Annotated in this window: 27 protein-coding genes; 8 read left to right on the top strand and 19 right to left on the bottom strand. The window is 64.3% G+C overall.

Annotated features, from left to right (window positions below; translation table 11 throughout):
- The first annotated feature begins 157 nt into the window (after positions 1-157).
- Positions 158-406 (top strand): SlyX family protein, encoded by a 249-nt coding sequence (locus tag RN347_RS02605; protein ID WP_263585190.1) that lies wholly within the window; start codon positions 158-160, stop codon positions 404-406.
- Positions 407-435: 29 nt separating this feature from the next.
- Here the strand turns inward: RN347_RS02605 and ald are convergent, their stop codons facing one another.
- The 7 genes from ald to radC form a co-directional block, all read right to left on the bottom strand.
- Positions 436-1554 (bottom strand): alanine dehydrogenase, encoded by a 1119-nt coding sequence (gene ald / locus RN347_RS02600; protein WP_311959996.1) that lies wholly within the window; start codon positions 1552-1554, stop codon positions 436-438.
- 179 nt (positions 1555-1733) lie between these two features.
- Positions 1734-2183, bottom strand: coding sequence for a thioesterase family protein (locus RN347_RS02595; RefSeq protein WP_263585192.1), 450 nt, complete (start codon positions 2181-2183; stop codon positions 1734-1736).
- Between the two features lie 37 nt (positions 2184-2220).
- A complete protein-coding gene (locus tag RN347_RS02590; RefSeq protein WP_311959994.1) occupies positions 2221-3429 on the bottom strand; it encodes a class I SAM-dependent rRNA methyltransferase in 1209 nt (402 codons plus the stop codon).
- Between the two features lie 21 nt (positions 3430-3450).
- Positions 3451-4278 carry a bifunctional DNA-formamidopyrimidine glycosylase/DNA-(apurinic or apyrimidinic site) lyase gene (gene mutM / locus RN347_RS02585; protein WP_311959992.1) on the bottom strand — a complete coding sequence of 276 codons (828 nt, stop codon included), beginning with the start codon at positions 4276-4278 and terminating at the stop codon, positions 3451-3453.
- 157 nt (positions 4279-4435) lie between these two features.
- Positions 4436-4591, bottom strand: coding sequence for a 50S ribosomal protein L33 (gene rpmG / locus RN347_RS02580; protein ID WP_227391162.1), 156 nt, complete (start codon positions 4589-4591; stop codon positions 4436-4438).
- A 46-nt stretch (positions 4592-4637) separates the two neighbouring features.
- On the bottom strand, positions 4638-4874 hold the full coding sequence (gene rpmB / locus RN347_RS02575; protein WP_038481085.1) for a 50S ribosomal protein L28: 237 nt from the start codon (positions 4872-4874) through the stop codon (positions 4638-4640).
- Positions 4875-5102: 228 nt separating this feature from the next.
- Positions 5103-5777, bottom strand: a complete 675-nt coding sequence (gene radC, locus RN347_RS02570; RefSeq protein ID WP_252109492.1) for a RadC family protein — start codon at positions 5775-5777, stop codon at positions 5103-5105.
- Between the two features lie 171 nt (positions 5778-5948).
- On the opposite strand from radC, the gene coaBC reads away from it, so the two are divergent.
- Genes coaBC through slmA form a run of 5 tightly spaced genes read left to right on the top strand, consistent with a single transcriptional unit; the run spans position 5949 to position 10675 of the window.
- Positions 5949-7220: a bifunctional phosphopantothenoylcysteine decarboxylase/phosphopantothenate--cysteine ligase CoaBC gene (coaBC, locus tag RN347_RS02565; protein WP_311959977.1), complete on the top strand. Its 1272-nt coding sequence runs from the start codon at positions 5949-5951 to the stop codon at positions 7218-7220.
- On the top strand, positions 7220-7675 hold the full coding sequence (gene dut, locus RN347_RS02560; protein ID WP_311959975.1) for a dUTP diphosphatase: 456 nt from the start codon (positions 7220-7222) through the stop codon (positions 7673-7675). The genes coaBC and dut overlap by 1 nt, the downstream gene beginning before the upstream one ends.
- Positions 7676-7708: 33 nt before the next feature.
- The gene (locus RN347_RS02555) at positions 7709-9103 is read left to right on the top strand and encodes a phosphomannomutase/phosphoglucomutase (RefSeq protein ID WP_311959973.1); all 1395 of its coding nucleotides are present in this window, start codon (positions 7709-7711) and stop codon (positions 9101-9103) included.
- A 47-nt stretch (positions 9104-9150) separates the two neighbouring features.
- Complete coding sequence (gene argB / locus RN347_RS02550; RefSeq protein ID WP_311959970.1) at positions 9151-10050, top strand: acetylglutamate kinase; 900 nt, start codon at positions 9151-9153, stop codon at positions 10048-10050.
- A gap of 16 nt (positions 10051-10066) precedes the next feature.
- Positions 10067-10675, top strand: coding sequence for a nucleoid occlusion factor SlmA (slmA, locus tag RN347_RS02545; protein WP_263585199.1), 609 nt, complete (start codon positions 10067-10069; stop codon positions 10673-10675).
- 75 nt (positions 10676-10750) lie between these two features.
- Here slmA and rpoH read toward each other — a convergent pair whose 3' ends face one another.
- The 4 genes from rpoH to ftsY all read right to left on the bottom strand — a co-directional run bounded on the left by rpoH (position 10751) and on the right by ftsY (position 15038).
- Positions 10751-11617, bottom strand: coding sequence for an RNA polymerase sigma factor RpoH (rpoH, locus tag RN347_RS02540; protein ID WP_263585200.1), 867 nt, complete (start codon positions 11615-11617; stop codon positions 10751-10753).
- A 180-nt stretch (positions 11618-11797) separates the two neighbouring features.
- Entirely contained in the window at positions 11798-12877 is a 1080-nt protein-coding gene (ftsX, locus tag RN347_RS02535) for a permease-like cell division protein FtsX (protein WP_311959966.1), read from the bottom strand.
- The gene (gene ftsE, locus RN347_RS02530; protein ID WP_263585202.1) at positions 12874-13542 is read right to left on the bottom strand and encodes a cell division ATP-binding protein FtsE; all 669 of its coding nucleotides are present in this window, start codon (positions 13540-13542) and stop codon (positions 12874-12876) included. Before ftsE ends, ftsX begins: the two co-directional genes overlap by 4 nt.
- The gene (ftsY, locus tag RN347_RS02525) at positions 13539-15038 is read right to left on the bottom strand and encodes a signal recognition particle-docking protein FtsY (protein ID WP_311959962.1); all 1500 of its coding nucleotides are present in this window, start codon (positions 15036-15038) and stop codon (positions 13539-13541) included. Before ftsY ends, ftsE begins: the two co-directional genes overlap by 4 nt.
- Before the next feature lie 90 nt (positions 15039-15128).
- Between ftsY and rsmD the strand changes: the two genes are divergently transcribed.
- Positions 15129-15740 (top strand): 16S rRNA (guanine(966)-N(2))-methyltransferase RsmD, encoded by a 612-nt coding sequence (rsmD, locus tag RN347_RS02520; RefSeq protein WP_311959960.1) that lies wholly within the window; start codon positions 15129-15131, stop codon positions 15738-15740.
- Between the two features lie 71 nt (positions 15741-15811).
- Positions 15812-16003 (top strand): cell division protein ZapB, encoded by a 192-nt coding sequence (zapB, locus tag RN347_RS02515; protein ID WP_263585205.1) that lies wholly within the window; start codon positions 15812-15814, stop codon positions 16001-16003.
- Positions 16004-16011: 8 nt separating this feature from the next.
- Here zapB and RN347_RS02510 read toward each other — a convergent pair whose 3' ends face one another.
- The 8 genes from RN347_RS02510 to RN347_RS02475 form a co-directional block, all read right to left on the bottom strand.
- On the bottom strand, positions 16012-16485 hold the full coding sequence (locus RN347_RS02510; RefSeq protein WP_311959954.1) for a GNAT family N-acetyltransferase: 474 nt from the start codon (positions 16483-16485) through the stop codon (positions 16012-16014).
- Positions 16482-17300, bottom strand: coding sequence for a hypothetical protein (locus RN347_RS02505; protein ID WP_311959950.1), 819 nt, complete (start codon positions 17298-17300; stop codon positions 16482-16484). Before RN347_RS02505 ends, RN347_RS02510 begins: the two co-directional genes overlap by 4 nt.
- Positions 17297-17605, bottom strand: a complete 309-nt coding sequence (locus tag RN347_RS02500) for a BolA family transcriptional regulator (protein ID WP_263585208.1) — start codon at positions 17603-17605, stop codon at positions 17297-17299. The genes RN347_RS02505 and RN347_RS02500 overlap by 4 nt, the downstream gene beginning before the upstream one ends.
- A 41-nt stretch (positions 17606-17646) precedes the next feature.
- A complete protein-coding gene (locus tag RN347_RS02495; protein ID WP_263585209.1) occupies positions 17647-19047 on the bottom strand; it encodes an MFS transporter in 1401 nt (466 codons plus the stop codon).
- Between the two features lie 192 nt (positions 19048-19239).
- Positions 19240-19626 (bottom strand): hypothetical protein, encoded by a 387-nt coding sequence (locus RN347_RS02490; RefSeq protein ID WP_311959941.1) that lies wholly within the window; start codon positions 19624-19626, stop codon positions 19240-19242.
- Between the two features lie 63 nt (positions 19627-19689).
- On the bottom strand, positions 19690-21201 hold the full coding sequence (lysS, locus tag RN347_RS02485) for a lysine--tRNA ligase (RefSeq protein ID WP_311959937.1): 1512 nt from the start codon (positions 21199-21201) through the stop codon (positions 19690-19692).
- 33 nt (positions 21202-21234) lie between these two features.
- Positions 21235-22333, bottom strand: a protein-coding gene (prfB, locus tag RN347_RS02480) for a peptide chain release factor 2 (RefSeq protein ID WP_409335780.1) whose coding sequence is annotated in 2 segments (ribosomal slippage) — positions 21235-22257 and positions 22259-22333 — 1098 coding nt in all. Because the reading frame shifts where the segments join, the coding sequence is not laid out codon by codon here.
- 231 nt (positions 22334-22564) lie between these two features.
- On the bottom strand, positions 22565-23920 hold the full coding sequence (locus RN347_RS02475; RefSeq protein ID WP_263585212.1) for an OmpP1/FadL family transporter: 1356 nt from the start codon (positions 23918-23920) through the stop codon (positions 22565-22567).
- Positions 23921-24093: the final 173 nt, after the last annotated feature.

Below are 24093 nucleotides of genomic sequence, written 5' to 3'. Positions count from 1 at the left end.
AAGCTCTCTTGTTGTATGAGTAACAAACAAAGGAAAATACGCGGCGAGATTATAGCAACCCCCCACTTTGGCGATAAATATTCGAGCAATATCACTTATGTCGCGCAAAAGGCGGGCTAACCCTACCGAGCATACACTACAAGGTTTCGATCTTATCATGACAAACGAATTATCGCCCGCCGAGCTCGGCCGCCGGCTCGAAGCGTTGGAGAGCAAGCTCGCCTATCAGGAGCACTGGCTGGACACCCTCGACCAGACGATCGCAAGCCAGGCGCAGCAGCTGGAAAAACTCGAACGAATGAACACCCTTATGCGCGACCGACTGCGCGAGCAGCACCAGGTGTCGAGCGATCATACCGACGGCGGGGCCTACCGTCTGGAAGACGATCTGCCCCCGCACTATTGAGCCCCTTTCGGTTTGAAAGCGGCGCCCGCTCAGGGGTCGATCAGCGACTCACTGCTCACGTACTCGAGCCCAAACGCCTCGGCCACCGCTCGATAGGTGACCTTTCCGGCGTGGACGTTGAGCCCCGGCGCGAAGTGGGCATCGTCCTTGAGCGCCTGCTGCCAGCCCTTGTCGGCCAATGCCAGTACGAAAGGCAGCGTGGCGTTGGTCAACGCCTGGGTGGAGGTACGCGCCACGGCGCCGGGCATGTTCGCGACACAGTAGTGGACGATACCGTCGCCGAGATAGGTCGGCTCGGCGTGAGTGGTGGGTTTGCTGGTCTCGAAGCAGCCGCCCTGGTCGATGGCAACGTCCACCAGCACGCTTCCCGGCTTCATGTCGGCGAGCATGGCGCGGGTGATCAGCTTCGGCGCCGCCGCGCCTGGAATCAACACCGCGCCGATGATCATGTCCGAGCGCTTGGCCGCCTCTTCCAGCGCATCCGCCGTGGAGTAGACGGTTTTGATGCGGCCCTGATACCGATCATCGAGCTCGCCCAGACGGGCAAGGGAGCGATCCAGAATCGTCACGTCGGCGCCGAGGCCCAGCGCCATCCGCGCGGCGTTTTCACCCACCACGCCGCCACCGATCACCGTGACCTTGCCCGGTGCCACCCCGGGCACGCCGGGCAGCAGCACCCCAGCCCCGCCCTGGGCTTTCTCCAGGCTATGGGCGCCGGCCTGCACCGCCATGCGCCCGGCCACCGTGCTCATCGGCGCCAGCAGCGGAAGCCCGCCCTTGCCGTCGATGATGGTTTCATAAGCGATACAGGTCGCGCCGCGGTCGATCAAGCCCTGGGTCAGCGACTTCTCCGCCGCCAGGTGCAGGTAGGTAAAGAGCGTATGCGCCGGGGTCAGCCGGGCAACTTCTTCAGCCTGCGGCTCCTTGACCTTCAGGATCAGCTCGGCGTTTTGCCAAAGCGCCTCGACGTCCGCCTCGATATGCGCCCCCGCCGCTTCATAATCGCCGTCCTGAAATCCGGCGCCTTCACCGGCACCGGCCTGCACGAACACCGTGTGACCGCGCCCGGCAAGTTCTCGGGCGCCGCTGGGGGTAAGCGCGACGCGGTATTCGTGATTCTTGATTTCCCTTGGGACGGCGATCTGCATGGCGGGCCTCTCAATGAGCGTCAATGAACGTTACTTCATTACAGCACAGTCGAAAGGCGCTGCCAGCGCACGGCCTTAAAACGAGAAAAACGCCGGTAAAGGCGTTTTTCAGAAGAAAATTGTGGCGCAAACCGCGCGCTGGCAGAAAAATCCGCTTTAGCCGCGCGCTGCTTTACGCCTTATCCCTTCGCTGCGGGCTCGCTCACGACCGCCGCGCCGTAGATGCGCCGGTACTCCTCGGGCAGGCGCTGAGGCCGCCCGGTGGAGAGCGCGGCACACACAAAACGCGTGCGGGCGTTGAGCAGCATTTTACCGTCGCGCTCACGCTTGAGCTGAAATCGCCGGGTAAGGCTCAGGCGCTGGTCGCACTCGACGATCCAGGTCGCCAGTACGAGCGCCTCGCCCTCGAAGGCGGGCGCGAGGTAGTCGAGCTCGTGGCGGTGCACCACCATTGCCCGGTCGAGCGCGCGGTAGCGGGCAAGATCGAGGCCCAGCGCCTCGGAGTGGGCCCAGCTGATCCGCTCGACCCAGCGCAGGTACTCGCCGTTGTTGACGTGACCAAACGCGTCGATGGCGCTCGCCTCGACGGTGATGGCCATGACGTACGGCGCTGGCAGTGCCCACTCCATACTGACTCCTTACGCGTATTGGCTAACCCATCGTCGATCAGTCGCGGTAAACCCGTACGCCCAGCGCCTTGAGGTAGGCGGTTTCGGGAATCGCCGGGTGCACCGGGTGATCCGGCCCCTGATGGCCCTGGAAAATGACCTGGCCGTGGCGGTCCTGATGGCGCACCGCGCCGCGCACCACGTCGACCAGCCGGTCGTGGGCCAGGTGCATCGAGCAGGATGCCGAAAGAAGCAGGCCATCGCGGCCCAGAAGGCGCATCGCCTCGCGGTTGAGCCGCGCGTAGGCGCGCTCGCCGTTGGGGATGTCCTTGCGCTTTTTGATAAACGCCGGCGGGTCGAGAATCACCACGTCGAACTGCTCGCCATCCGCCTTGAGCGCGGCCAGCGCCTCGAAGGCGTCACCTTCGCCCACCGCCACCTGCTCATGCACGCCATTGAGCTCGGCGTTACGCGCAACCTGCTCGAGCGCCGCCCCGGAGCTGTCCACGCAGAGCACTTCACTGGCGCCGCTGGCCGCCGCCTGAACGCCCCAGCCGCCGACGTAGCTGAACACGTCCAGCACGCGCTTGCCCGCCACCTGGCCGTTGAGCCAAGCGCGGTTGACGCGGTGATCGAAGAACCAGCCGGTCTTCTGACCGTTAAGCACCGGCACCACGAAGCGCGCGCCGTTCTCCTCGATCACGACCTCGTCGGGCAGCACGCCCTTGACCACCTCGACCTGGGCCTCGAGCCCCTCCTGACGGCGGCCGCCGGTGTCGTTACGAAACACGATCACTTCGGGTTTGACGACTTTTTCCAGCGCATCGACGATCTCGTCCGCCAGCGCCTGCATGCCGGCGGTGTTGAGCTGTACCACCAGCACGTCACCGAAGCGGTCGATGATCAGCCCCGGCAGCAGGTCGCCCTCGCCGTGAATCAGGCGGTAGAACGGCTGAGCGAACATGCGCTCGCGCAGCGCCAGCGCCTGGTTGAAGCGGTGCACGAACAGCGACCGGTCCAGGCGCATCTCCGGGTCACGAGACATGATGCGCGCGCAGATCAGCGAGTGCGGGTTCACGTAGGCCACGCCAATGGCCTTGCCGTTGGAGGCCTCGATCAGCGCGGCCTCGCCGGCGCCAAACTCCTTGAGCGGCGTCTCTTTGGTATCCACCTCGTTGGAGTAGATCCATAGATGCCCCGCCTTGAGGCGGCGGTCGGCATTTTTATTCAAGCGCAGGCGTTGGGTCACTGGTTTCTCCAAAAACATCGGCAAAGCGTGAAAATGAGTTTAGCGCTGACATCCCGGGCAGAAAACACTCGCCCGCTGGCCCAAAACGATACGCTTCAAGGGCTGCCCGCAGCGCCGGCAAGGCTCGCCCTGACGCCCGTAGACGTTGAGCTTTTGAGCGAAGTAGCCAGGCTCGCCCTGACCGCTGACGAAATCGCGAAGCGTGGTGCCGCCTTGCGTAATGGCGGCGGCCAGCACGTCCTTGACCGCCAGCGCCAATCGATCGAAGCGCGCTTTCGAAATGCGACCGGCAGCGCGGCGAGGGTCGATGCCGGCGAGGAACAGCGCCTCCGCGGCGTAGATGTTACCCGCTCCGACCACCACGCGGTTGTCCATCAAAAACGGCTTGACCGCCATGCGCTTGCCCCGCGAGAGACGGTAGAGCCAGGCGCCGTCGAAGGCCTCGCTCAAGGGCTCCGGGCCCAGGTGGGCCAAACGCGTATCCTCGGTGCCATCGCCCTGCTGCCAGTCGACGAAGCCGAAACGGCGCGGGTCATGATAGCGAAGCACGAAGCCCTCACCGGTCACAAGATCCACATGGTCGTGCTTTTTGGGCAGATCCCCGACACGGGCGATGCGCAGGCTGCCGGACATTCCCAGGTGCCATAGCAGCGTACCCTCGCCCTCACTCGAGGCCAGCGGCAGGCGCAGATACTTGGCCCGGCGCGTGACGCATCCCACCCGGGCGCCGATCAAGCGCTGCTCGAAGTCCTCGGGTACCGGCACGCGCAGGCGGCGGTTGCGCACGCGCACCTCAACGATTTCACGCCCCTCGACGTAAGGCGCGATTCCCAGACGGGTGGTTTCGACCTCGGGCAGCTCGGGCATGACGGGGTCCTGTGAGAGTTGACGTCAGGCAAGGGTAGCGTAGCGAGCGCAGATGACTATCCGGCGGCGCAGGGGCCATGCATGCAAAAACCCGGCTTTTAGGGCCGGGTTTTCGGCAGGCCAGGCCTGCGGTGAAAGCCGATCAGCGTAATCGAAATTACTTGATCTTGGCTTCCTTATAGATGACGTGCTTGCGAACCACCGGATCATACTTCTTGAACTCGAACTTGTCGGGGGTGTTCCGCTTGTTCTTGTCGGTGGTGTAGAAGTGGCCGGTACCGGCGCTGGACACCAGACGAATCTTATCGCGCATGGTTCAATCTCCCAAAATGCGTCGCTAATAATAGCTGAAAACGAGCTTAGATGGCGTCGCCGCGCTTGCGGATGTCGGCCAACACGGTCTCGATACCTTTCTTGTCGATGATGCGCATGCCCTTGGAGGAGACGCGCAGCTTCACGAAACGGTTCTCGGATTCGACCCAGAAACGGTGCGTGTGCAGGTTCGGCAAGAAACGACGACGTGTCTTACGCTGGGAGTGTGAAACGTTATTACCAGTTACCGGACGCTTGCCGGTAACCTGACATACTTTGGACATGAGAGCCTCCAACCGCTTGGCCAGGGTATAAGCCTGAGTGTTCAAAACTGTCGGGCAAACCGGAAGGGAGGGAGTCAGTCGATGCCGCGATGGCCTGGCTGTACCCGAATCCGTTATTCAACCCAAGTTTAAAGGTGGCACTTTATACCAGAGCATCCGATCAGCGGCAAGCAAAAGCGTGCCTGAAGGGTCAAAAAGGCCCTTTTGAACGGTAAAACGCCGACTTTTTCAAAGCCAGCCGCGCTCGGCAAAAGAGATGACATCCGCATCCCCCACCACGAAATGATCCAGTACCCGCACGTCGAAAAGCCCCAGTGCCTGGGTCAGACGCTCGGTGATGCGTCGATCGGCATCGCTGGGTTCGGCTACACCGGAGGGGTGGTTGTGAGCCAGAATCACCGCGCCCGCATTGAGTTCCAGGGCGCGCTTGGCGACATCGCGAGGGTAGACAGATGCGCTGTCTAGGGTACCGCGAAACAGCGCCTCATAGCGAATGATTCGGTGCTGAGTATCCAAAAAAAGCACCGCGAACTCCTCATGGCCCAGATGCCTCAACTGCGAGCGCAGATAGTGGCGCACGAGTGACGGCGAGGTCAGCGCGTTACCCCGGGCGAGCTGGGTGGCCAGGTGGCGCCGCGAGAGCTCAAGCGTTGCCTGTAGCTGGGCGAACTTCGCCGAGCCCAGCCCATGGGCCTGGCAAAAGGCGCGCTCATCGGACTCCAGAAACGGCCTGAGCCCGCCAAAGCGGGTGAGCAGGTCGCGGGCGAGATCCACCGCCGAGCGCCCCTTGACGCCAACGCGCAGAAAGATCGCCAGAAGCTCGGCGTCCGACAGCGCCTGAGCGCCCAGCGTTAAAAGCTTCTCCCGGGGGCGCTCGCCCTCCGGCCAGTGATTGATGCCCATCGCCTACCCCTTGCGTATCGTTATTGTGTCGATGTGCGCGGTCAGCGCTCACTATACCTAGCCTAGAAGCCCGCGAGCGAACCTGCCAAAACCGGCGCCCAAATGGTATGGTGAGCCCCTTCACGGCGGGCAGTAGCCCGGCTTTTAAAGCGTTTCATTCAGGAGGCGTGTATGGCGTCGACCCAGGCCTTCCCGCACGCGGCGCTGGCGGGCAAACGCATCCTTCTAGGCGTCAGCGCCGGCATTGCCGCTTATAAAAGCGCCCAGATCATCCGGCTGATCAAGCAGGCCGGCGGCGAGGTGCGCGTGGTGCTCACCGACGGCGCCCAGGCGTTCATCACCCCGCTGACCCTGCAAGCGCTCTCCGGCGAGGCCGTGCGCACCTCCCTTCTGGACCCGCAGGCGGAAGCCGGCATGGGCCATATCGAGCTCGCCCGTTGGGCGGATGCGCTGTTGATCGCGCCGGCCACGGCGGATCTGATCGCGCGCCTGGTGCACGGCCTGGCCGATGACCTACTCACCACGCTGAGTCTTGCCTGCGAGGCGCCACGGCTGATCGCCCCGGCGATGAACCAGGCGATGTGGCGCCATCCGGCGAGCCAACGAAACGCGGCTCAGCTCGATCACGACGGCTGGCAGGTGATCGGCCCCGCCGCCGGCGAGCAGGCCTGTGGCGACGTCGGCCCCGGGCGCATGAGCGAGCCCGAAGAGATCGTCGACGCCCTGGCGCGGCACCTAACGCCGGCGGCGCATACGCCGGATGCACAGCGCCCCCACGTGGTGATTACCGCCGGCCCCACCCGGGAGGCGCTCGACCCGGTGCGCTACCTCACCAACCAAAGCTCCGGCAAGATGGGCTACGCGCTTGCCGCCGCCGCCGTCGAGGCGGGCTGTCGGGTAACGCTGATCAGCGGCCCGGTCACGCTGGCCACCCCGGCCGGCGTTGAGCGCATCGACGTCGAAAGCGCCCGGCAAATGCACGATGAGGCGCTACGTCTGGCGCCGAGTGCCGCGCTTTTCATCGGCTGCGCGGCGGTGGCGGACTACCGCGCCGAGCACCCCGCCGAGCACAAGATCAAAAAGACTCAAGGTGTCGACACGCTGACCCTGACATTGGTCAAGAACCCGGACATCATCGCGGACGTCGCCGCGCTCGACGCGCCGACGCGCCCCTTCGTGGTGGGCTTTGCCGCCGAAACGCAAGACGTGGCGCACTACGCCGGCGAGAAGCTGTCACGCAAGCGCCTCGACATGGTAGTGGCCAACGACGTCTCCCACGCGGGCCTCGGCTTTGGCAGCGATGACAACGCCGCGCTGCTAATCTGGCGCGCCGGCGCAGATGTTGACCAGCAAAGTGCTGCGCCCCAACCCAAGACCGCCCTTGCCCGCCTGATCGTCGGCAAGGCGCTTTCACTGATCGACTCAACCGCGGAAACGATGTAATGAGCCACACCCCCTTGAAGTGCAAGGTGCTCGACGAGCGTATGCTGGATTATCTACCGAGCTACGGCTCCGAGGGCGCGGCAGGCATGGACCTGCGCGCCCTGTTGGATGCGCCCCTTACGCTTGCCCCCGGCGAGTGCGAACTCGTGGGTACCGGCCTTGCCATCCATATCGGTGACCCAAGCCTTGCCGGCATGATCCTGCCGCGCTCGGGGCTTGGCCACAAGCACGGCATCGTGCTCGGCAACCTGGTGGGGCTGATCGATTCGGACTACCAGGGCGAGCTCAAGATATCGGTGTGGAACCGCGGCCAGACGAGCTTCACCATCGCCCCCTTCGAGCGGCTCGCTCAGTACGTGCTGGTACCGGTGGTGCAGGCGTCGCTCGAGATCGTCGAGCGCTTCGACGACAGCGCGCGCGGCGCCGGCGGCTTCGGCAGCACCGGGCGCGGCTAGCTTCTTCCTTTTGGCTGACTTCAGGACACGCTCATGACGGTACCCGCCTCCATCTTTCGCGCCTACGATATCCGCGGCGTCGTGGACGACACCCTGACCGAGGCCACGACCGCGCTGATCGGCCAAGCGGCAGGCTCCGAGGCCGCGGCCAGGGGCGAGCGCGCGGTGATCGTTGCCCGCGACGGGCGCCTCTCCGGGCCCAGACTCCACCAGGCGCTGGTGGCAGGGCTACTGCGCGCCGGCGTCGACGTCATCGACATCGGCCGGGTGCCCACACCAACACTCTATTTTGCCACCCATACGCTTGAGTCCAGCCGCTCCGGGGTGATGATCACGGGCAGCCACAACCCGCCTGAGTACAACGGCTTCAAGATCGTGCTCGGCGGCGAAACGCTCTCCAATGAGAGCATCACCGCGCTTTACGAGCGCATCAAAAGCGGCGAGCTGGCCGAGGGCCGCGGCACGTACCGCGAGGTCGACGTGCGCGAGGCGTATCTTGCACGCGCAACCAGTGACGTCACCGTGGCCCGGTCGCTGCACGCCGTGGTGGACTGCGGCAACGGCGTGGCCGGCGAACTCGGGCCCGAGCTGATCCGGCGCCTGGGCGTTCATGTCACGCCGCTTTTCGATGAAATCGACGGGCGCTTTCCCCACCACCACCCGGACCCGGGCAAGCCGGAAAACCTTACGGCGCTGATCGACGAGGTCAAACGACAGGGAGCGGATATCGGGCTGGCTTTCGATGGCGACGGCGACCGGCTGGGCGTGGTCACTCAAAGCGGGCGCATCATTAACCCGGACCATCTGCTGGCGCTGTTCGCCACCGACCTGCTCGACCGCCACCCGGGGGCCGGCGTGATTTTCGACGTCAAGTGCAGCCGCCGCCTCGCCCACACCATCATTGATGCCGGCGGCGAGCCGGAAATGTGGCGCACCGGCCACTCGCTGATCAAATCGCGCATGATCGAAACCGGCGCGCTGCTGGGCGGCGAAATGAGCGGGCATATCTTCTTCAAGGAGCGCTGGTACGGCTTCGACGACGGCCTCTACGCCGCCGCCCGGCTTTTGGAAATCTTGAGCGGGCAAAGCGAGAGTGCAGAGGCGCTGTTCGCGCGCTTTCCCCAGGAAATCAGCACCCCGGAAATCAACGTCGCGGTCGCCGATGAAGAAAAGTTCGGCCTGGTGGAAGCGCTTGCCAGAGATGGCGACTTCGGCGAAGGTATCAAGACCACGATCGACGGCATTCGGGTGGACTATAGCGATGGCTTCGGGCTTTGCCGGGCATCGAACACCACGCCGGCGCTGGTGCTTCGCTTCGAAGGGGAAAGCGACGCCGCACTTGCCAGGATCAGGGCGCGCTTTGCCCGGGCGCTGGCCCGCACCGCGCCTGATCTGGACATCGCCGTGATTGCCGAGCCGACATCATAGAGCGCGCCCAACGCGCCGTAAAAAAAGACAAGCCAAGGGATAATCCAATGAATCCAAACAGTCGCGACCCGCGGGTCGTCGTGGAGGTGCTGTCAGAAGCACTTCCCTATATCCAGCAGTTCTCCGGCAAGACCGTCGTCGTCAAGTACGGCGGCAACGCCATGACCGAAGACACCCTGATCAACTCCTTCGCCCGCGACATCGTGCTGATGAAGGAAGTCGGCATCAACCCGGTGGTGGTCCACGGCGGCGGCCCGCAGATCGGAAGCCTTTTGGAGAAGCTCAACATCGAGTCGCGCTTCGTCAACGGCATGCGCGTCACCGACGCCCAGACCATGGATGTGGTCGAGATGGTGCTCGGGGGGCTGGTCAACAAGAGCATCGTCAACCTGATCAACCAAAGCGGCGGCAAGGCGATCGGTCTGACCGGCAAGGACGGCGCCCAGATTCGCGCCCGCCAGCTCAAGGTCGAGCACAAGACGCCAGAGATGACCGCTCCAGAGATCATCGATATCGGCCACGTCGGCGAGGTGGAGTCGATCTCCACCGATCTGATCGAAATGCTCGCCGCCCGCGATTTCATCCCGGTGATCGCGCCGATCGGCGTGGATGACAAAGGCCACAGCTACAACATCAACGCCGACCTGGTCGCCGGCAAACTCGCCGAGGCGCTCGGCGCCGAGAAACTGATGCTTTTGACCAACGTGGCGGGGCTGATGAACAGCGAAGGCCAGGTGCTCACCGGGCTGACCACCGCTCAGGTCGACGAGCTGATCGAGGACGGCACCATCTACGGCGGCATGCTGCCCAAGATTCGCTGCGCGCTGGACGCCGTGAAAGGGGGCGTGGTCAGCGCCCAGATCGTCGATGGCCGCGTGCCCCACGCCATTTTGCTCGAAATCTTCACCAAGGCGGGCGTCGGCACCTTGATCAGCGACGCTGGCTAAAGCAAGGGGATGGCACATGAGCGATGACAATAAACCGCGCCGGCGCGAACAAATCCTGCAGGCGCTGGCCATCATGCTCGAAGAGGACAGCGGCAAGCGCATCACCACCGCCGCGCTGGCCCGCCAGGTCGGCGTCTCCGAGGCGGCGCTGTATCGCCACTTTCCGAGCAAGGCGCGCATGTTCGAAGGTCTGATCGACTACATCGAGGAGAGCGTCTTCGCGCGCATCACGCGCATTCTCGAGGACATCCCCGACGCCGAGCGCCGCTGCGCGACGATCCTGTCGCTGCTTTTGGGCTTTGCCGAGAAGAACCCCGGGCTTGCCCGGGTGCTCGGTGGCGACGTGCTCACCGGCGAGACGGCCAGGCTCCGACAGCGGGTGCACCAGCTCTTCGAGCGTTTGGAGACTCAGCTCAAGCAGATTCTGCGCGAGGCGGAAATTCGCGAAGGGCGACGCACGACCATCACCGCCTCGGCGGCGGCGAATTTATTGATCGCCCAGGCCGAAGGGCGCATTTCGCAGTACGTGCGCAGCGACTTCAAGCGCGCCCCGACCGAGTACTGGGACGACCAGTGGGCACTGATCGCCTCCGGGTTATTGAAAGAGAGCGCCTTGTCCGCCTGACCGCCCCATCCAGAACGTGCGGACATGAAAAAGCCCCGGCGACTGCCGGGGCTTTTCGTTTTGGGTCGATTCTCATCAAGCGGCGAGCGTGTCGCCCATTTTCGCGCGAAGCTTCTTCATGGCGTTCTTCTCGAGCTGGCGAATCCGCTCGGCGCTCACGCCGTACACGTCGGCCAAATCGTGAAGCGTCGACTTGTCGTCGGTCAACCAGCGACGCTGCAGAATATCCCGCGAGCGGTCGTCGAGCTCGCCCAGCGCCAATTGAAGGCGGCGCGTGGAGTCCTCTTCGAAGTCGCTGTCCTCGAGCTGAGTCGCCGGGTCGAGGGTGGCATCGTCCAGAAACTGCGCCGGCGCCTGGTAGGGGCTGTCCTCATCATCGCTCGGCGAGGCATCGAAGCCCGCATCGAACGCCGACAGCCGCCCTTCCATGTCGCGCACGATCTCGGGTTTGACGTCGAGATCCTTGGCGATGGCGGCGACTTCATCGTTGTTCAACCAGGCCAAGCGTTTTTTCGCGCTGCGCAGGTTGAAGAACAGCTTACGCTGCGCCTTGGTGGTCGCAATCTTGACGATGCGCCAGTTACGCAGCACGAATTCATGAATTTCGGCCTTGATCCAGTGCACGGCAAAAGAGACCAGCCGCACGCCCTGATTGGGGTCGAAGCGCTTGACCGCCTTCATCAGGCCCACGTTGCCTTCCTGAATCAGGTCGGCCTGAGGCAAGCCATAGCCCGAGTAGCTGCGCGCAATATGCACCACAAAGCGCAGGTGCGACATGACTAGCCGCCGCGCCGCCTCGAGATCGCCCTCGTCATAGAGCCGGCGCGCCAACGCCTGCTCCTCCTCGACGGTCAGAACGGAAATGCCGTTGACCGCTTGAATGTAACCGCCCAGGTCGTTGCCTGGAGACAGCTGACCCACCGGTAGAAGACTAGTGCTCATGCAGATGGTCTCCTTGTCACCTATCCTGGTCGACCTGCTATCGTCATCAACATGAGCCAATGTGTGCGGTTCACGATCGACATAGCGTGTCGGAGTAATCACTAAGACAGTAACTAAAGTATAAGGTTCAAGGTATCCCGACCAATAACCGGTCGGGCAACGCGCCCGCTCAAAACCGACTCAGCGCGGGCGAATGCTGGATAGATGGCGCGACACGGCAAGCCATGCGCCCAGCCAGCCCAATAGTGTACTGCAGAATAGCAAAATTGTAGAGCCTGTCACGTCGAGCTGGGGCAGGCTGAAGCTCGCCCCGTAGCTCGCCGCCAGCGCCGCCACCGGAAGCGAGAGCCAGTGGTTGCCCAGCGCCAGCAAAAGGAGCGCGATCACGCCCCCACCAACGCCGTACCAGGCGCCGCTGTACAGAAACGGGCGACGCACGAAAGCGTGGGTCGCGCCGATCAGCATGACCACCTCGATCTCCCGGCGCCGGCTCTCCACCGATAGCCGTATGGTGTTGCCCACCACCAGCAGCACGCCGAAGCCGAACAGCACGCCGAGCGCCAGCGCCACGCGCCGGCCCAGGTCCGCCAGATGACGAAGCCGCTCCACCCACGCCAAATCCACGCGCACTTCGTCCACCCCGGCAAGTTGCTCGAGCTGCCCGGCAAGCGCCTCCATGGACGCGGACTCGACGCTTTGCGGGTTGATCACGATGCTCGCCGGCAGCGGGTTCTCCGTAAGGCCCATCAGGGTGTCATCGATGCCCAGCGAGCGCTGGAACGTCGCCATGCCCTCCTCGGCGCTGATCAGCCGGGTTTGCGAAACGCCGGCCTCGGCGCCCACCGCCTGTTCGATGCGTTCGGCCTCGGCCGGCCCTACGTCGGTTTGTAGATACACGGTGAGCGTGGCGCTCTCGTCGAGCTCGGCGTCCAGCAGTCGGGCGCTGTCCAGGGTCAGCCAAAGCGCGGCGGGCAATACCAGGGCGATCGCGATGGCGAGCATGGTGAGCAGGTTACCCAGCGGATGGCGCACCAGCCGGTAGAGGCTATCGCCGAGCATGGCGCGATGGTGGCGCCCCCAGGCGCGCGCCCGGCTGCCGAACCCCGGGCCCGTCGGGCGCGGCTTTTTGGGCGCAGGCGGTACCGGCGCCTTGCCGGCCTTGCCGGCCTTGCCCGCCGGTGCGCCACGGCGGCTCACCGCGCCGCTGCGCCGGGTGGCCGCGCCGCGGGGCTCCGAGGGCGGCGGTGTGGGGCGCTTCATACCGCCCCCTCGTCGCCGATCAGGCGCCCATCGCGCAGGCGCAGAATGCGGTGGCGCAAACGGGCGATCAGTGCCAGGTCGTGGCTTGCGATCATGACGGTGGTACCGATGCGGTTGAAGTCCTCGAACAGGCCCATGATGTCGGCGGACAGATGCGGATCGAGATTCCCCGTGGGCTCGTCGGCGAGCAGCAGCGCGGGCTTGTTGACCACGGCGCGGGCGATGCCCACGCGCTGCTGCTCGCCGCCGGAGAGCTCCACCGGCAGCGCCTTCTCGCGGTGCAAAAGACCCACCTTGTCGAGCGCGGCGCGTACCCGGCGTGCGGACTCGCGCGGCTCGAGGCCCTGAATTTCCAGCGGAAGCGCGACGTTTTTGAACACGCTGCGGTCGAACAGCAATTGGTGGTCCTGAAACACCACGCCGATCTGGCGCCGATAAAACGGTACCTGGCTTGCGTGGAGTTTGGCGATGTCGTGACCGGCGACCACTACGCGCCCGCGGCTGGGTTTCTCCAGACGCATGATCAGGCGTAAAAGCGAACTCTTGCCCGCCCCGGAGTGGCCGGTCAGAAACACCATTTCGCCAGGGGCGACGTGAAAATTGAGATGCGCCAGCGCCTCGAAACGGCCGCCGTAGCGCTTACCGACGTGCTCGAACGCAATCATCCGCGCGTTGCGCCCTCGGGCTGATCGAACAGCGCGTTGACGAAATCGTTGGCGCTGAACGGGCGCAGGTCGTCGAGGCTTTCGCCGACGCCGATGAAGCGGATCGGCGTTTCGAGCTGTTTGGCGAGGGCAAAGATCACACCGCCCTTGGCGGTGCCGTCGAGTTTGGTCAGCGTGATGCCGCTGATCGGAACGGCTTCATTGAAGGTGCTGGCCTGGGAGATGGCGTTCTGACCGGTCCCGGCGTCGAGCACCAGCATCACCTCGTGCGGGGCGCTGGCGTCGATCTTTTGCATTACGCGGTGAACCTTCTTGAGCTCCTCCATCAGGTGGCTCTTGTTGTGAAGCCGCCCGGCGGTATCGGCGATCAGCACGTCGACCCCGCGGGCCTTGGCTGCCGACACCGCGTCATAAATCACCGAGGCGCTGTCGGCGCCGGTGTGCTGGGCGATCACCGGCACGTCGTTGCGCTCGCCCCACACCTTGAGCTGCTCAACGGCCGCGGCGCGAAAGGTATCGCCGGCGGCGAGCATCACGCTTTTACCCTCGCGCTGAAAGCGCTGGGTGAGCTTGCCGATGGTGGTGGTCTTGCCCACGCCGTTTACCCCGACCACCAGAATAACGAAAGGGCCGTCGCCTTGCTTGTCGAAATCGAGCGGCTTGGCCACCGGCTCGAGCATCCGCCCGAGCTCTTCCTGCAGCCCCTTGTAAAGCGCGGCGGGATCATTGAGCTCCTTGCGCGATACCCGCGCCTGAAGGCGCTCGATGATCGCGGTAGTCGCCTCGATCCCCACGTCCGCCATCAGAAGCTGGGTCTCGAGGTCCTCCAAAAGCTCGTCGTCGATCTGCTTTTTGCCCAGAAAGAGATCCGCCAGCCCGTCGGTCAGATTCGCCCGGGTCTTGCCGAGCCCGGATTTGATCCGAGCGAAGAACCCCTTCTTCTCCTCTTTTTTCTCCTCCCTGGCCGCGACCGGCTTGTCCTGGGGCGAGGGCCTGGGCGCGCTCGGCCCCGGCTCGATTTCAGGCGCGCTGGGCGCAGGCTCGACTTCCGGTGCGCTGGGTTCGGGCGCTACCTCGGGCGGACGTTCGGGCTCGATTTCCGGCGTTTGAGGCGCCGGTTCGATCTCGGGCTCAACCTCGGGTTGTGCCGGTTCCGGCTCGACTTCCGGGGTTTTATCGGGCTCGACCTCGGGCTTTTCGGGTTCCGGCTCCACCTCGGGGGGTTCCGGCGCAGGCTCGATTTCGGGCTGCTCGGGTTCGGGTTCGACCTCGGGCTCTATCTCGGGCTTCTCCGGGCCCGGCTCGCCGTCCGGCTCGCTGGGGCGCGGCGCCGGCTCGGCTTGCTCCTCAACCGGCGCCTCTGTCACGACCGGGCTTAGTGCGGGCTCGCGCTCGGCGCTCTCGTCCTTCGCGTCGCCCAGGCCCACCTCGTCGCGTTTGCGCTCGTCCTGGGGCTGCGAATCCTGCTTTTTCTTGCGTTTTAAGAAACCGAACATGGAGGTATCCAACTAAAAAAGGTGAACATTGTGCCCATCCTAACACCGCCGGCCAGGACTTTGGACACGGACCCCGCTACAATCGGCGCCATGAAACGACAACGCTCTACACGCAAAACCACCGCGTCGCGCGAGACGTCCAAAGCGTCCGGCAAGCTACGTATTATCGGCGGTGATTACCGCCGCCGCCAGCTTCCCGTACTGGATCACCCAGGGCTTCGCCCAACGCCGGACCGGGTGCGCGAAACGCTGTTCAACTGGCTGGGCCCGGCGCTTGCCGGCAAGCGCGCCCTGGATTTGTTCGCAGGCTCCGGAGCGCTGGGTATCGAGGCACTCTCCCGGGGGGCTCGTGAGGCGACCTTCGTCGAGCTGACCCCGCGCGTGGCCGGGCTGATCGAGCAGAACCTGGCCACGCTCGGTGCGGCCAACGCCCGGGTCGTGACCATGGAGGCCGGCGCGTTCCTGGCGAGCGCACCGAGCACGTATGAGCTGGTGTTTCTCGACCCGCCCTTTCACAAGGGCCTGGCCGGGCCGTGCTGCCAGGCCCTGGAGAACGGCTGGCTTTCGCCAAAGGCGTTCATTTATCTCGAAACCGAGCGGGATTTGGCCGTCGAGGTGCCTGCCACCTGGGAGCTTCACCGCGAAACCAGCGCCGGAGAAACCAGCGCGAGGCTTTACCGGCGCGGCGCGCTTGCCCAATAGTCGGCGTGGCGTTACGCTCAACGCGTCATTTACCGGGGGCAGGCCTTTCTGCCCCGTTTTTGGAGGTCGGCATGAGCCTTGAACTATTCAATCAGCTGGAACAGAAAGTCACCGATACCGTCGAAGCGCTGGAGCTGATGAAGCTCGAAAACGAAGAGCTTCGCCGCGAAAACGCCGAGTACAAGCAGGAGCGCGAAGAGTGGGAGCGCCGCCTGCAGGGGGTGCTGTCGAAGTTCGAGGAAAGCGCCACCGAAAGCGCCTGAGCCAACCGTCAGGGCGCGCGCGACATTAGCAGCGCGTCCTCTCGCCCGGTCGCCGAATCGCTGGCCGCCGGAGCGCCGGCCGCCGGGGCGCCGGGCGAATAGTAGTTGCGCCGCCGACCGTCCACGCAAAACCCCGCCGCCTTATAAAGTCTGATGGCTGAGTGATTGGATGCGCGCACCTCGAGCAGCGTGCGCTCGCTTTGCCACGTGCGGGCATGCGCCAGCACAGTCTCCAAAAGCGCGCCGCCGATGCCCTGACCGCGCTGCCCGTTTGCCACGCCGATCGCCTGCAGCTCCGCCTCGAACGGCAGCCTTGCAAGCAGCGCGTAGCCGACCAGCGCTTTTTCTTGCCACGCTCCCAGCACGATCATCGCCTCATCTTCTAATGCGCGCGCAAGCGATGCCGCGCTCGCGCCGCTTTGCGCATCCGCCTCCAGCGCGACCAGCGCCGCAAGGTCACCCGTCGAAAGCGGTCGTATCACGTCGGACCGCTTTGAGTCAGTTTCAAAAGCTTTGGCCAGAGCGCGCGCTTGGCGGGCGCGTCAAACAACGAGCCCAGCGCCGGAGCGCGCCACACGGGAAGTTCGAGGGTGCGGCTGTAATCGCCTTCAAACGCCAGTACCCGAGCGAGCGTATCCTCGCCTTCGTCCTGCGTCGGCGCGTTCGCCCAATAAAGCAGCCGCTCGAGGTGCCACCCCTGGCGCTGCGCGGCGCCGGCGATGAACGCCGCCACGCCTTCCCGGGCCTCGGCAAGCGGGTCGTCCGAGGCGAAAGCGCCGGCCATCGGCGGCCATTTGAAAACGGTGAACGTGGGCGTGGTGCCGGCCGGGGCGCCGGCGGCGATAAGCATGTTGGCAAGCAGGCGCCGCTCGGTGGGGCCCAACTCTCCGGCATGTACGCTGAGCCAGCGCCCGTCGATGCAGGCGCAGGTCAGGGTGAACACGACCGGCTCGGCGCGCGCCGCAGGCTCGCTCTGTGGAGTGGCGGGCGCGGCGGCGGGTTCCAGCGCCGGCCGAGCGGGTGGGGCGATATCGCCCAGCAGCGCTCGCGCGGATTTGGGCGGCGCGCTCGAAGGCGCTTCCTGGGGTGGCGCGCTCGGGGCGCTCTCCGGGGCCCTAGCGGGGGCTTTCTGCGGCTCGTCGAGCAGCGCGTGCAGCGCCTGGCGCGGCTCGGTTTTCTCTGGCGTTTCCCACTCGCAGGCCTCGGTCGCCAGGGCGTTGGGCAGCTGATAGCGGCACGCCCAGGCGGTGATGCCCATGGCGTCCAGGTAGTGGCGTCGGCTGGCTTCCGGGGTCACTTCTCGCCGCCACGACAGTTCGGAGAATTGGGCCGCTCGCCGCCGCGCGCAGCCCACTCCTCAGGTGTATAAAGGTGCATCGCCAGCGCGTGGACCGGGCCGCCGAGCTCGTCGGCGAGCAGCGCATAGATCTGCTGATGGCGCTTGACCGGCATCATCGCCTCGAAGCTGTCAGAGACCAGCGTCACCTTGAAGTGGGTTTCGGAATTGGCCGGCACGTTGTGCAGGTGACTTTCGTTCTCTACGCGCAGCACGTCCGGCGAAAGCGCCGTTAATTTCTGCTCGATCTGTGTCTGCAACGTCATGACAGGCCTCCTCGGTGTGTGGACGGCTTCATTGTACGCCCTTACCGAGGCCTCGACGATGCCCGCCGTTCAACGAGTGCGCGCCCGGCAAGCGACACCCGCGAAAGGCTCGCTGCCAGCGCCAAAAGCGTCGTGAAAGCGCCGAACCAGAGCGTGACCTGCACCGAAAACCCCAGCGCCAGCGCCGCGCCCACCACCGCCACGCCGAAAGACTGGCCGACGGTGCGTACCGTGCTCATCATGCCGGAGACGTTGGCGCTGCGCTCCGGCGGCAGGCTCGCCATCATTTCGCGGTTGTTGGGCGGCTGGAAAAGCCCGAAGCCGATCCCGCACAGCGCCGTACGCCAGAGACTGCCCGCCGCCCCGGTGGTCTCATCCACTAACGCCAGCGCCATCAGCCCGACCACCAGAAAGCCAAGGCCCACGCTCGACAGGATGCTCGGGTTGACCTTGTCGGCAAGGCGCCCGGCCAGCGGCCCTACCACCATGATGGCAAGCGGCCACGGGGTGAAGAGCCAGGCGGTTTCGAGCGGCGAGAACCCCATCTGGTTCTGGTAAAAAAGCGACAGCGCGACGAACGTCAGCCCGTGGCCGATGAACGCAAGCCCCGAGGTACAGACTGCCAGGGTGAAGCGCATCTCGCTAAAGAGCGTCAGCGGTAAAAGCGGATAGCGCGCCCGGCGCTGGCGGCGAATGAACAGCGTCGCGGCGATCAGGCAGAGCCCGGCCCAGGCGAGCGCCGCCAACGGCTCGGCATGACCCAGCGCGTCCATCGAGAGAAAGAAGCTCGCCAGCATCACGATCGAGCAAAGCGCTCCGGCGATATCGAAGGCGCCCGAGCGCGGCGTCTCGCGAGGCAAGGCCGTGGCGGCAAAATAGAGCGAGCAGAGCCCGAGCGGCACGTTCAGCGCAAAAAGCCAGGGCCAATCGGCAAAAGAGAGAATCGCCCCGCTCACCGTGGGCCCGGCGGAGTAGCCGGCGGCGACGATCAGCGCGCTCAGACCCAGGGCACTGCCCAAAAGCCGGGTCGGAAAGATCATCCGATAAAGCGACGGGCCGATGGAGAGCGTGGCCGCCGCGCCCAGGCCCTGGAGTGCCCGAAACACCAAGAGCGTCTCAAGATGTCGGGAGAGGGCCGCCCCGATGGAGGCGCCAACGAAGATGGCCAGACCCAGCAGATAGAGCCGGCGCCGGGTGATCAGCTCACTAAGCCCCGCAAACACCAGCAAGAACGCCGCGCACACGACCTGAAAGATATTGGTGATCCACACCGAGCGCGAGGCGGAGGCGCCCAGATCCTCTGCGATGGTGGGCAGCGCCAAATTGACCATGGTGGTATCCATTACCGCCATGGTGGTACCGGTCATCAGCGCCAGAAGCGCCAGCGCCCGTTCACGGCCGGGCAGGCCGTCGTCGCCTGGGCGGGTTTCGAACAGTCGCATGGAGCAAGGCTTCCTTAAGGCAGGCCTGCGTTTGAGTAAAGCGCTCCCTGGGCAGGACTTCGAGCAGGACGTTATTGCAGGGCTTTTTTACAGCGCTTTTTTTACAGCGCTTTTTTGCCGGGCTTTTTTGCAGGGCCTTGACGGCAAAACCGGCCGAAGCCGGTTTCGAAAAACGTACGTTCTGCGAAAGCGTCAGGCCGGGTCGTTGTCGAGCAGCAGCGCGTCGTCGACATCGGAAATTTCAAGCGCCGTTTCATCGTCGAGATCGATCGCCAGGTAGCTGTGCTCGACGCGCAAAAACGACTGGAACAGTGACCAGTCCAGCGTCTCGGGCCACTGACGCTCGTCCTCTTCCCAGGCGCGCAGTTCGGTTTCGAGAATTTCCACGCAGCGCTCGTGCACGAAGGTCTCGAGCGCCTCGGGGGTGTCCATCTCGGGGATCAGGTAAATGGTACTTTCACGTTCGACGTCGTCCAGTGTCAGGTCGTCGTCTCCCATGGTGGGTTCCAGCGCGTTGATCCAATCCAGAAAGGATTGGGTCGGCCTGACGCTCAGAGCGGAGCGGTTAAGCAGTTTCATGGGATTCTCCTCGCCGTCGAAACGTTGACCATTATGGGCGCTAAAACGCGCCCTTACCAACTTTTACTCGACTTCCGGACGCATCGCCGGGAACAGCAGTACGTCGCGAATCGAGGGGCTGTCGGTGAACAGCATCACCAGCCGGTCGATCCCGATGCCCTCGCCCGCCGTGGGCGGCATGCCGTACTCCAGCGCCCGCACGTAGTCGGCGTCATAGTACATCGCCTCCAGATCGCCCGCGTCCTTCTCGGCGGCCTGCTCGCGAAAGCGCTCGGCCTGGTCCTCGGCATCGTTGAGCTCGGAGAAGCCGTTGGCGATCTCGCGCCCGCCCACGAAAAACTCAAACCGGTCGGTGACGAAAGGATCGGCGTCGCTGCGCCTTGCCAGCGGGCTCACCTCCGCCGGGTACTGGGTAATGAAGGTGGGCTGATCGAGGCGATGTTCGGCAACCTCCTCGAAGATCTCGGTCTGGACCTTGCCCAGCCCCCAGCTCGGCTTCACCTTCACGCCCACGCGCTCGGCGACTTTCACGGCGCCTTCAAGCGACTCGAGCTCAGCGGCATCGATGCCGTCACCGTACTCGAGAATCGAATCCTTGAGCGTCAGGCGGCGAAACGGCGCGCCGAAATCGTATTCGTTGCCCTGATAGTTAAGCGTGGTGGTACCGAGCACCTGCTGGGCGGTGGCGCGCAGCATCGCCTCGGTCATGTCCATCAGGTCGTTGTAATCGGCGTAGGCCCAGTAGAACTCGACCATGGTGAACTCGGGGTTGTGCCGGGTCGAGAGACCTTCGTTGCGGAAATTGCGGTTGATCTCGAAGACCTTCTCGAAGCCGCCCACCACCAGCCGCTTCAAATAAAGCTCCGGGGCGATACGCAGGTACATGTCCATGCCCAGCGCGTTGTGGTGGGTGATGAACGGGCGCGCCGTGGCCCCGCCGGGGATCGGCTGCAGCATGGGGGTTTCCACCTCCATGAAGCCCTTGTCCTCGAAAAAGCGGCGCATCGCGCTGATTACCGCAGCGCGGGTCTCGAACGCTTTGCGCGACTCCGGGTTCATGATCAGGTCGACGTAGCGCTGGCGATAGCGCGCTTCCTGGTCGGTCAGGCCGTGAAACTTGTCAGGAAGCGGGCGCAGGCTCTTGGTCAGAAGCTGGGCATCGACCATCATCACGTAGAGATCGCCCTTGCCGGATTTATGCACCGGGCCGCGCGCGGCGACGATATCGCCGATGTCCCAGCTCTTGATGTCTTCCAGAAGCTCGGCGGGCAGGCCCTTTTTATCCACGTAGAGCTGGATCTGACCGGCCACGTCCTGAATGACGATGAAGGGGCCACGCTTTCGCATGATGCGCCCGGCCACCGCCGCCTGATGATCCAGCGCCTCGAGCTCCGCCTTGTCCTTGTCACCGAACTGCGTTTGCAGCTCGACGGTCAGGCTATCCCGGCGAAAGTCGTTGGGAAAGGCGCTCTTGCCGGTGGTGGCGGCGCTTTCGCGGCGCGCGGCGAGCTTGCCGCGGCGCTCCATGATCAGATGATTTTCGTTTTCCGCAGAAGACGCGTCCTGGTTGGCCATCAGACACCCTTGAATGATCGAACCCAAAAAAGATTACAAACCCTGCTTGAGGCTTGCGATGATAAATTGATCCAGATCGCCGTCGAGCACCTTGTCGCAGTTGCTGGACTGCACGCCGGTGCGCAGATCCTTGATGCGCTGGTCGTCGAGCACGTAGGAGCGGATCTGGCTGCCCCAGCCGATGTCGGCCTTGGAGTCCTCGGCTTCCTGCTTGGCGGCGTTGCGCTTTTGCATCTCGTGCTCCCAGAGCTTCGCCTTGAGCTGCTTCATGGCGAAGTCCCGGTTGGCGTGCTGGCTGCGCTGGTTCTGGCAGGCAACGACGATACCGGTCGGCTCGTGGGTGATCCGCACCGCCGAGTCCGTGGTGTTGACGTGCTGACCGCCGGCGCCGCTGGAGCGGTAGGTGTCCACGCGCAGATCCGACGGGTTGATCTCGACCTCGAAGCTGTCGTCGACTTCCGGCGATAAAAACACCGAGGCGAAGGACGTGTGGCGACGACCGCCGGAATCGAACGGGCTCTTGCGCACCAGCCGGTGAACGCCGGTTTCGGTTCTGAGCCAGCCAAAGGCGTGATCGCCCTGGATATGCACCGAGGCCGACTTGATGCCCGCCACTTCGCCGGCGGAAGCTTCGATGATCTCGGCCTTGAAGCCGTGATGCTCGGCCCAGCGCAGGTACATGCGCAGCAGGATATTCGCCCAGTCCTGGGCTTCGGTGCCGCCGGAGCCGGACTGAATGTCGAGGTAGGCGTTGTTTTCGTCCATCTCGCCGGCGAACATGCGGCGAAACTCGAGCCGCTCGAGCGACGCCTGCATAGTGTCGAGTTCGCGCTTGACCTCTTCGACGGTGCTCTCGTCCTCCTCCATCTCGGCCAGCTCCAGAAGATCCCGGCTATCGCCAAGCCCCTGGTCCAGCTCGTCGATAGTGGCGACGATGGTCTCAAGCGTTGCCCGCTCCTTGCCGAGTTTCTGGGCGTACTCCGGGTCGCTCCAGACGTTCGGGTCCTCGAGTTCGCGGGTGACCTCTTCTAGCCGATCCTTCTTCTCAGCATAGTCAAAGGTACCCCCTAAGAACGTCTGTCCGCTCAGACAGGTCCTTGATTTGGGTGTGAATCGGGTTGGTTTCCAACATGGGTCGCGCCTTGATCTGATCAGTACCGCCAGGGTACTCAAATGGGGTGGTCGTTGGTCGGGGCGCTCGCTGAGCACGGGGGCGGCGCAAGGCCGCTGACCCGACAAACGAAACCGATGCATTAATGGGCGCCTAGTGTAACGAAAGCGGGGGGTGGGTGCATCTACCGCCCTGCCCGCACACGCAAAAACCCGGCCGGAGCCGGGTTTTCGATGGGCGAACAGGCAACGATTAGAAACGGTAGGTCAGCTGCGCGCCAAAGCCATGAGCTTCGTTTTTGTAGTCCGCCGAGTAGGTCGCCCCGCCCACCGGGATACCGCGAGTCGCCGGGCTTGCCAGCAGGTCCTGGCGCGACTGCTCGACGGAAGTGCCGCGTTCGGTCAGGTACGAGTAGGCCACGTCCAGCGTCAAATCGGGAATCGGCGTCCAGCCCGCGCCCAGTGAGAAGATGCGCCGGTCATCGGAGGGAATGCGCACGCTTCTGAACTCGTCATTGGTCGGCGTGAAGTCGAGCGTGACGCCCGCGCGCAGCGCAAGCTCGGGGGTGAGCTGGTACTCACCGCCGGTGGCGAACGCCCAGGCGTTGGAGTAGTCCTGCTGCTCCTGAGTGATCACGCCGCCGCCGGTGCCGGTGACGCGAATCTCGTCGAACTGGCTCCAGCGTACCCAGGAGGCGCCGAACATCAGCTTGAGTCGGTCGCTCATCTGCTGGGTCAGCGAGAAGTTGACCGTCTCCGGCGTGGTCAAATCGAGCGAGGCGTTTGAGTCGGCGCGCACCACGTTGCCCAGCGGGTCGGTCGCGGAGAAATCGCCTTCCAGGGTGTAGTCGACCTTGGAGCGGTAGGTCAGACCGAAGGTGGTCTCCGGGACCGGCTGATAGATCACGCCGAGGTTATACCCCCAGGCCTCGTCGTCGCCTTCGACGCGCGAGTCGATATCGGTGGCGGCGCTGAACGCCGGGCCGGAAGGCAGCTGGCGGCGCAGCTCACCGTCGACCTTGTTGTAGGTAACGCCCGCACCCACCGACCACTGGTCGTTGAAGCGGTAGGAGACCGTCGGCTGCGCCGACTGCACGACCACTTCGGTGTAGTCACCGAAGTAGCGGCCCTGAAACGAGCCTTCGTACTCGGTCTTGGAGCCAAACGGGGCGTAGACGCCGAAGCCGAACGCCAGCCGCTCGTTGACCGGATGCGCGTAGAACGCGAACGGCACCAGCGTGCCGGGCACCATGTCGCCTTCGTTGGTACCGGGGATACCGCCCACGGGCACCTGAACGCCGTTGGGTGCGCCGCCGGTCGCCACGCCCGAGTCCAGCGTGCGGCTGGCCTGAACGTTACTGATGTCGGTTTTCGGGTTCAGGTACGTGCCGCCGGCGGTGATCTGCGCGCGGTCGAGAAACGACATGCCCGCCGGGTTGCCGTAAACGATGGTGGCGTCGTTGACGTTGGAGCTGCGTCCGGCGTGCCCATAACCTTGGCCGCTGACGCTCTGCTCGTTGATCTGGTAGCCCCCGGCGTTGGCCTGGCTTGCGAAGGCCGCCGCCGCAACGGCGGACACCAGCGCGAGTTTTTTTACGTTGTTATGCATAGTGAGCCTCGTTTTCGAATGATCCGGCAGGCACTACGACTCGCCCGCCTTATTATTGTGTTCCAGTGATTAGTTTTCGCCCAATGCGGGCGCGGGTTCAAGAGGCAAACGCTCGTTTTATTTATTTTCGGGGCTATCCATTAGTCGTACGAGCATTTTAATGCGCGCCGAAC

It is taken from the genome of Halomonas sp. PAMB 3264 (assembly GCF_031954245.1).
In the GTDB taxonomy this organism is placed as follows: domain Bacteria; phylum Pseudomonadota; class Gammaproteobacteria; order Pseudomonadales; family Halomonadaceae; genus Vreelandella.
Note: the sequence above shows the minus strand (reverse complement) of the source record. Positions and strands in the feature narration are given on the sequence as shown.

What these genes read in the sequence shown, in the direction of transcription:
- RN347_RS02555 (WP_311959973.1), top strand. Translation starts at nt 7,709, where the DNA reads ATGACGGTACCCGCCTCCATCTTTCGCGCCTACGATATCCGCGGCGTC.
- ftsE (WP_263585202.1), bottom strand. Translation starts at nt 13,542, where the DNA reads ATGATTGCGTTCGAGCACGTCGGTAAGCGCTACGGCGGCCGTTTCGAG.
- ftsY (WP_311959962.1), bottom strand. Translation starts at nt 15,038, where the DNA reads ATGTTCGGTTTCTTAAAACGCAAGAAAAAGCAGGATTCGCAGCCCCAG.
- ftsX (WP_311959966.1), bottom strand. Translation starts at nt 12,877, where the DNA reads ATGAAGCGCCCCACACCGCCGCCCTCGGAGCCCCGCGGCGCGGCCACC.
- mutM (WP_311959992.1), bottom strand. Translation starts at nt 4,278, where the DNA reads ATGCCCGAGCTGCCCGAGGTCGAAACCACCCGTCTGGGAATCGCGCCT.
- RN347_RS02500 (WP_263585208.1), bottom strand. Translation starts at nt 17,605, where the DNA reads ATGACGTTGCAGACACAGATCGAGCAGAAATTAACGGCGCTTTCGCCG.
- RN347_RS02490 (WP_311959941.1), bottom strand. Translation starts at nt 19,626, where the DNA reads ATGAAACTGCTTAACCGCTCCGCTCTGAGCGTCAGGCCGACCCAATCC.
- RN347_RS02605 (WP_263585190.1), top strand. Translation starts at nt 158, where the DNA reads ATGACAAACGAATTATCGCCCGCCGAGCTCGGCCGCCGGCTCGAAGCG.
- rpmB (WP_038481085.1), bottom strand. Translation starts at nt 4,874, where the DNA reads ATGTCCAAAGTATGTCAGGTTACCGGCAAGCGTCCGGTAACTGGTAAT.
- zapB (WP_263585205.1), top strand. Translation starts at nt 15,812, where the DNA reads ATGAGCCTTGAACTATTCAATCAGCTGGAACAGAAAGTCACCGATACC.
- slmA (WP_263585199.1), top strand. Translation starts at nt 10,067, where the DNA reads ATGAGCGATGACAATAAACCGCGCCGGCGCGAACAAATCCTGCAGGCG.
- RN347_RS02475 (WP_263585212.1), bottom strand. Translation starts at nt 23,920, where the DNA reads ATGCATAACAACGTAAAAAAACTCGCGCTGGTGTCCGCCGTTGCGGCG.
- RN347_RS02595 (WP_263585192.1), bottom strand. Translation starts at nt 2,183, where the DNA reads ATGGAGTGGGCACTGCCAGCGCCGTACGTCATGGCCATCACCGTCGAG.
- ald (WP_311959996.1), bottom strand. Translation starts at nt 1,554, where the DNA reads ATGCAGATCGCCGTCCCAAGGGAAATCAAGAATCACGAATACCGCGTC.
- coaBC (WP_311959977.1), top strand. Translation starts at nt 5,949, where the DNA reads ATGGCGTCGACCCAGGCCTTCCCGCACGCGGCGCTGGCGGGCAAACGC.
- rpoH (WP_263585200.1), bottom strand. Translation starts at nt 11,617, where the DNA reads ATGAGCACTAGTCTTCTACCGGTGGGTCAGCTGTCTCCAGGCAACGAC.
- rsmD (WP_311959960.1), top strand. Translation starts at nt 15,129, where the DNA reads ATGAAACGACAACGCTCTACACGCAAAACCACCGCGTCGCGCGAGACG.
- dut (WP_311959975.1), top strand. Translation starts at nt 7,220, where the DNA reads ATGAGCCACACCCCCTTGAAGTGCAAGGTGCTCGACGAGCGTATGCTG.
- argB (WP_311959970.1), top strand. Translation starts at nt 9,151, where the DNA reads ATGAATCCAAACAGTCGCGACCCGCGGGTCGTCGTGGAGGTGCTGTCA.
- RN347_RS02590 (WP_311959994.1), bottom strand. Translation starts at nt 3,429, where the DNA reads ATGTTTTTGGAGAAACCAGTGACCCAACGCCTGCGCTTGAATAAAAAT.
- lysS (WP_311959937.1), bottom strand. Translation starts at nt 21,201, where the DNA reads ATGGCCAACCAGGACGCGTCTTCTGCGGAAAACGAAAATCATCTGATC.
- radC (WP_252109492.1), bottom strand. Translation starts at nt 5,777, where the DNA reads ATGGGCATCAATCACTGGCCGGAGGGCGAGCGCCCCCGGGAGAAGCTT.
- rpmG (WP_227391162.1), bottom strand. Translation starts at nt 4,591, where the DNA reads ATGCGCGATAAGATTCGTCTGGTGTCCAGCGCCGGTACCGGCCACTTC.
- RN347_RS02495 (WP_263585209.1), bottom strand. Translation starts at nt 19,047, where the DNA reads ATGCGACTGTTCGAAACCCGCCCAGGCGACGACGGCCTGCCCGGCCGT.